Annotated in this window: 3 protein-coding genes and 1 pseudogene; 2 read left to right on the top strand and 2 right to left on the bottom strand. The window is 53.8% G+C overall.

Features of this window, described 5'->3' with window-relative positions:
- Positions 1–413, bottom strand: a pseudogene (locus HMPREF2854_RS08460) (hypothetical protein); the annotation flags it as partial.
- A 244-nt stretch (positions 414–657) separates the two neighbouring features.
- On the opposite strand from HMPREF2854_RS08460, the gene HMPREF2854_RS08455 reads away from it, so the two are divergent.
- Positions 658–1,494, top strand: coding sequence for an ADP-ribosylglycohydrolase family protein (locus HMPREF2854_RS08455; protein ID WP_070621249.1), 837 nt, complete (start codon positions 658–660; stop codon positions 1,492–1,494).
- 183 nt (positions 1,495–1,677) lie between these two features.
- Here HMPREF2854_RS08455 and HMPREF2854_RS08450 read toward each other — a convergent pair whose 3' ends face one another.
- A complete protein-coding gene (locus tag HMPREF2854_RS08450) occupies positions 1,678–4,629 on the bottom strand; it encodes a Cna B-type domain-containing protein (RefSeq protein WP_070621248.1) in 2,952 nt (983 codons plus the stop codon).
- Positions 4,630–4,981: 352 nt separating this feature from the next.
- On the opposite strand from HMPREF2854_RS08450, the gene HMPREF2854_RS08445 reads away from it, so the two are divergent.
- Positions 4,982–7,062: collagen-binding protein (locus HMPREF2854_RS08445; RefSeq protein ID WP_261666695.1), on the top strand; the 2,081-nt coding region annotated here is incomplete at its 3' end.

The following is a 7,062-nucleotide window of genomic DNA, read 5'->3' as shown; positions in this document are numbered from 1 at the left end:
GAAGGAGTTTTTGCGTTCAACGACTCAACAAACTGTGCGAACGCGGGCTCATCCACATTCACAGCAGCTGGAATGTGTCGAGACGACATAAGCCCGCTAGCGCGGCTCCAAATCGAAGCGGAAGGCTCCAGCGCGGCCTGCGTCGTTTTAGCCGAATCAACACTAAAACCCGTGTCAGCCAAGGGTACGCTCACGGTTTTTCCCTCAATAGTTAGATCGAGGTTGCGTTCGCTTGCGGCGGCCTCCACCTGCTGCTGGATCTGACTGGACGTCTTACCGCTTACATCAATTCCCGCAACGGTAGTGCGGGGTAGAGCCTTCGCGCTATAGGTTTGGGCAAAGCCAAATACTCCCGCAAGTGCAAGAACAAGCACTGCGATTAAAGAGATGAAAACTTTTGACACTGTGCGCATAATTCGATCCTACGATATGCGCATGTATGTTTGTGCTTTAGCCCGCGAAATACAAGGGAACTCACGCCATAAATGGGGCAGAGTGATCGCATCATCGTTTTGCCACGATAAAAAGGGAGGCTTATTTACAAAAATGGCGAATTTTGCAAAATAGGATCTAAGTGGACTCTAAAGCGAAAAATAGTTGCCGAAGCTGAATCCAGGTTGACCATCCAAGGCAACAATATTTGAACAGGAGCGGAGAATGATCGGTGCGATAGTTGGTGACGTAGTGGGCTCAGTGTATGAGTTTAGGCCCGTCGATACTTACGACTTTGAGCTGTTTCCTCAAGCTGCGGACTTCACCGATGACTCCTTGATGACCATCGCGGTTGCCATGGCCATCAAGGACTACCAGACCCTTGATGCGCAAGTCAGATCGGATCAGCACCTGCACGGCCTCCTCGTATCTCACATGCAGACTATGGGACGGAGGTTTCCATACCCGAAAGGCGCATACGGCGGCAGTTTTGGGGTGTGGTTAGAAGAAGAGAATCCAGAGCCGTACAACTCGTGGGGAAATGGTAGCGCAATGCGGGTTTGCGCAGCGGCAGAACTTGCCGCCAGCCTCGACGAGGCTTTGCATTTAGCTAAGGCCAGTGCGGAAGTCACGCATAATCATCCCGAAGGGATTAAAGGTGCGCAGGCTGTAGCTGCCGCGATCTACCTAGCGCAAACAGGTAAAACACAGCAGGAGATAGCAGGCTACATTCGCGAAAACTTCTACGACCTGGACTTCACCATCAAACAAATCAAACCCACTTACGGGTTTTACTCATCTTGTCAGGAAACAGTGCCGCAAGCTATCCAGGCGTTCTTGGAATCTGGAAGTTATGAGCAGGCAATCCGTAACACCATCTGGCTGGGTGGTGACGCCGACACCATGGGGGCCATCACCGGTTCGATCGCCTGGGCATATTACAAGCACAACGGGGGAGTAGAGCCCCAGATGCGATTGATGTCCGACACCGCCCTTGAGTACCTACCCCAAGACCTGCGCGAGTATGTGATTGCCTACGAGGCGGGTCTAGTCGAGCGCTAGGCGAGCCTGCTCCTGTTATGAGCCGTCACGGTATTACCGAGCTACGCGCTTGTATGGGGAGTAGAGCAAAGGCTGTGCGACACGTGCTTTATATGGGTTTGGCCGGCCACTTCATTTGAAGTGGCCGGCCAAACTCTTACGGGCTATGCGCTGCCTAGTTTGTTGGGCTACGCATTTGGTGTGTTATACCCGGTTGCGCCTTACTAGCACTACGCCGCCGCCAAGCAGGGCAAGCGCGAGGGCAGCGAGCGCGCCAATCTCAACACCAGTGCGCGGCATCGGCTCATGCGGCTTCTCCGGCTTGTGCGGGGTAGGCTCCGGCGTTGTTTCCGGAGTTGGCCCAGGGGTTGTCTCCGTTGGCGGGTTTTGCACGTTAGTGATGGTGAAACCATCCTTAGCATCGCCCGAAACCGTGGAGGTGAAGCCATCAACGGAGAGCTCTTCAACGGCGTAAGTGATTCTTGCGCGCTTGCCGTCAATAATCATGAACTGAGGCAGATCTGTGAACGTGTGCTTCCATTCGTTATCAGCGTTTAGTTCGACAGGGTCACCAACCGGGTTGGTTTCCTCATTGATCGTTCTAGTCAGCTGGACCTTAACCGGTTTTGTTGAACTCGCGTCAAGATCGTTACCCTCATTGTCCTTCCAAACCTTGGTCACATCCACCTGTGTGGTTTGAGGTACCTGGGTGTTCGTGACAGTGAAGCCCTTCTCTGCATCACCTTCTACCTTGATGATAAATCCGCTAACGCCCAGCTCCTTGACGGAGTAGGAGATATTGAGTTCCTCGGCGTTCTCAGAATCCTCGTCCCCAGTGGTCTTCGTCGCTGGTAGTCCTTCGAAAGTATGCGTCCAGTCATTCGTCTCATCTAGCACTACTGGATCACCCACGGGGCTCGTGTTAATGCCGTCGGTAGATTGCAGGAGCTGTACATTAACAGGTGACATCGCTAGTGGGGCAGTGATCTTCAGGCCGTCCTGCGCGGTGCCCTCCAACTTAACTGTGTTGGCTCCGTTAACGCCCTGCTCTTCAACCGAGTACTTAACCTCTACCTGCTTGCCGTCAACGGTCTTGGTCTTGGGCAGGTCCTTGAATGTATGCGTCCACTTGTTGTCAGCATTCAGCTCTGCCGGCTGGCCAATGTAGAACTTGTCGCCGCCAACTGTTCCCACCAGCTGTACCTTGACTGCAACCTTAGAAGCTTCGTCAAGGTTGTTGCCCTCAGAGTCCTTCCACGCCTTGGAGACCGTCACCTCGGTCGTTCCTGGGGTTCCAAACTCAAGGCCACCGTTTGAGCCAATACCGCCGCCACGTGGAGCCTGATTCTTCGTGATTTTCAACCTTGCCCAGGACTCGGCGTTTTTCTTTGCGTTCTGATCGGTAACCGACTTTAGGCCCGCGTTCATAAGAGAGGTTCGGTAATCACTCGTCTCGTCGGACTCCCTCGCCGTACCGTCGAACACCTGCTTCTTACCAGGATTCTCGGCATCGAAACGAGGTTGGTTGAATGCGCCGTCCTTATACAGGGCAGGCTCGCCGCCACCTAGCATGCGTGGATCAATAAGCATGCGTGCGGAAGTGGACCCTCCATAGGCATCATGCGCGATGTCATCGCCCCAGTGGTGATCGGTAGCAGTCGTTGGGGTTTCATTATCAAATACCGCTACGCCGTTCGTTACGTGTATCAGCATGCTACCTGTTGGGCACAGCCAAACACCTCCGCCGACTGCAACAAAGCCGCCATCGGTTGCGCTGTTCTCGGTGACTAGAGTGTCCTTAAAATGGGCGGTGTACGACTTCGTTGCCACGTAGATGCCGCCACCCTGATCATCGGCACTATTTCCTTCAATCAAGCCTGCATTTAGGTTCACTGCATTTGAGATCACGTTTATGCCGCCGCCGGTGCGAGTGGCGCTATTACGAACCACACTGCCGCCGTTCATGACGAACCGGGCAGGAGAAATCTTGGTCCACTCTGCAGGTTTGGCCTCACCGAAGTGCTCTTTGGTCCATCGGCTACCGTCCGAATCGATCTCTTGGTAAGTGCGAGGATGACCGTTAATGTACATATCCATCGCGTTTACGCCGCCGCCGTTTGCCGCCTGGTTGTTTGTGATGATGCCACCATTCATCGTCACATCGGCATTTCCGAAAATATCGATACCTCCACCGGCAAAGGCTGCTTTACCCCACGAGATTTCGCCGTCGTTGAAAACGAGTGTTGAGCGCGTGTCTGATGTGTCATCACCAGGTTTTACGTTGCTCTCATTCAGCCAGTGGCTCACGTTGATATTGCCGGCCCAGCCCGTGTTTTCAGTCAGCGTGCCGCCGTTGATTGTTAGGTGTGCGCCACTAAAAACGCCGATGCCGCCAGCTTCACCGTATGCGTATGGGCTGTAGTCGGATTGACCCTTAGAAATCTCGCCGCCGTTCATCACCATCGTGGCGCCGTCAGTCAATGCAACGTTCGCCGCACCAAACTGGCCGCCTTTGCGCTGATTATCGGTGATCTTACCGTCGTTTAGAGTGAACTTTGCATCCCTGCCCTTGATGGTAACTGCGCCCTCGCCGCCGCTACTCATCTTGCGCGCACCGGTAATGGTTCCGGCGTTCATCACCAGCTCGCCCTCCACAAGGATTGTGGGGGAGAAGCTGGAGCCCTTCACAACATTTTCGTATTGCGCGCGTGAGTCAATAGTGATGCCCTCGCCATTTCCGGTGCCATCAGAGAGCGTGAGTTTTGCGCCCTTCTCAACCTTCAGTAGACTTCCGGTGAAATCGCCGTCATCACGAATGATCCTGGTTCCTGATGACCACGCAACTATGTCTGTGTCTACTAGCTCAATATCTGCGCCAGCGGGAATGACAATAGTCTTCGTCAGCAGGGTTTCGGTACCGTTACCAATCTCAATCCTGGTTGGGGTAGTTCCGGCCTGCGCGATCAGTTCTTCTAGACGGTCCGGCTCACAGTACAGAACCCGACCCTCTTCGTAGCACTTCAAAACTTGCCGGTCGGGAGAATCTGGCGCGGCCTCGGCAGCCGGAGGAAGGCCGGTGCCCATCACCACTAGAAATACTGTTAGGCATGCTGCCCACAAGGCTGGGAGAAACCCGTAGCGCTTGGTGTTTTTCACTTTTCCACTTTCTTTAGTATGCAACAAGAGCCTCGGATAATGGCCGGGGAACTTATAGGACTAAAGTCATTCTGGCAGAGGAATTGTGAAGAAACAAGATAAGACTTTGCATAGACAGAATGAGCACAATACAAGCCGCGCAGAGCATGATCGTCGTATACGATTTGGCGTGTCGTGCAGCGTGAAAAGTGGCTGACAACATAAGAGATTTTGTTAACCCAATTTGTTAACCCAAAAGGTTGCGAAGGGCTTGGGAATTGGGTCCTAAATGTGAAAGACTCGAAGTAACGTTGCGCGTAGTCTGGCCCGTTGTTTAGCAGACCAGAGGTCGCTCTTGTGAGAGGAGTAAATGATGGGCCGTTGGGTGCGGTCTTTGGGAATTTTGCTGGCCACAGTGCTGGCAACAGTGGGATTGTCTGCGGGAGTAGCTCAGGCATCCGATATTAATTCCTGGGACGACGTTATTGCTGCGGTTAATGGTCTTGGTGACGGAGAGTCAACAGAACTCTCAATCGCATCAGAAATAACTGTGGAGGATGGAGCGCAGCCGCTGGTTGTGCCCGCGGGGAAGCAGGTTACCCTCACGGGTAGTGGAAAGATCAGCGGAAATGGATCCCCACTGTTTACGGTCGAAGAGGGTGGAGCGCTAACCCTATCCGGCCCGACTTTTACCAACGCGCAGTTTAGCGTCGCGGGAGATATGAGTCTTGTGGGCGGCGCGATCCGTGACACTGCGGTAACGGGCCCGGTCATTTTTGTTGACGGAGGAACTCTAACGATCGGTGGAGACGCCGAGTTCTCAGGCAACAACGTTTCAGATGAGTCCGGTGAACTTCGCCCGGCAGGGGTTGAAAAAGAAAACTACTCGCCAATCACGGCCTACAACGGCACTGTTCGAGTAGAGGGTGGAACGGTAAGTGGTAACAACGGTTTGCGTTACGGCGGCGCGATTGGCCTATGGTCGCGTGACGGCGGACAGCCAACTTTCGAGATGGCGGATGGAACGTTAACCGGAAATGTTGTCAGCCACCCCAAATACAATGGCCGAGGCGGTGCAGTTTACGGTGAGGGAGCCTCAGTGAATATCACTGGAGGCACCTTGAACGAGAACACCACGGAACACGGAGCGGCACTGGCCTTTGTCAATAGTGACGTTTCGCTATCAGGCGGCGTTGCTGTTCAAGGCAACGACAATGGGGATTATAAAGGTGTTGGCGGCGGCCTGTATCAAAGTGGAGGCACGCTCAACATCAGCGGCGCAACGTTTACCGAGAACGCATCCACTGGTTCCGGCGGTGCGATCTACACAGAGGGTGATGCAAAGGTAGATATTGCCGGCGCCGAGATAACTTCTAACCGCGCTGCCAGGTCTGGTGGAGGCATCTCCTTCGGTGGGACCACAAAAGCCGTGATCCACGCCGCAGTTTTGAGCGACAACACCTCGCAAGGCTTCTGGGGTGGCGGAGCAATGTACAGCGACACCAAAGCCGAGGTGACGATTTACAACGGTCTTATTCGTGACAACGTCATTGAGCCCGGTTTTCTAATTCAAGCCGGCAATCACCCTGTGAGTGCTCAGGGCGGCGGTGTGTGGAACTGTCCCACGGGTTCAACCGTTATGCACGTAACACGTGGCGTGGCGATTTTTGACAATGTGGCACCCAATGTTTTCAAGGGGCAAAACGCCGGTGCCGGCGATGATTTCGCCAGCATTATCAAGCACGTATTTGATGAGCCAAAGGAAGGCAAACCGGTCGTTGTCACCGAACGCATGCTTGGTGGAAGTCCTCGCGCTTGGTACCAGGACGGTTCGATTTACGGCATTCACGGTAACTGGTCTGCTGAGGGAAAGGTTCCGCGCTACTCCGCCGATGGAGAGAACACGCCAATCGAACCAAATGTGACGGTCTCAAACAACATTGCCTTCAAATCTGTTCCAACTAAGGATGCTAAGGCGATTGCAGAGACTCTCGCGACTGTGAAGATCACCAATAACGTGGCCACCGGCACTGGTATTTCCGGAGCTGGCATCGCGAACAACGGTACTTTAACCTTCGGCGATCCTGATCCGTGGAAACTGAAGTTGGTTAAGAAGTGGGCTAATGATGATCCAGCGGATCGCCCCGAGAGCATTTTGGTGGACGTGAAACTTAGTGACAAGACACTGGAGACCATCGAACTCACAGAAGACAACGGTTGGAAGGCTGAACGAACCAACTATCCAGATCCACGCACGCTCATTGACGCCGCGACAGGAGAGCGACTCCAGCTGACCTTCGTCGAGCACGAGGTCGATGGCTACATGTCTCACGGCGCAGTGACAAAGGAAAACGAGGAAGATAAGACCATCGAGGTCGAGATAGTTAACGAACCTCCCACGTCGATTGATGTTGAAAAACAGTGGTCTGGTGATGCGGAGGCTGACCGTCCTGA

This window comes from Actinomyces sp. HMSC075B09 (genome assembly GCF_001812395.1).
Taxonomy (GTDB): Bacteria; Actinomycetota; Actinomycetes; order Actinomycetales; family Actinomycetaceae; genus Gleimia; species Gleimia europaea.
This window is presented reverse-complemented; position numbering and strand designations above follow the sequence as displayed.

Bases quoted from the DNA above. Each gene is read 5' to 3' on its own strand.
- HMPREF2854_RS08455 (WP_070621249.1), top strand. From the start codon at position 658: ATGATCGGTGCGATAGTTGGTGACGTAGTGGGCTCAGTGTATGAGTTT.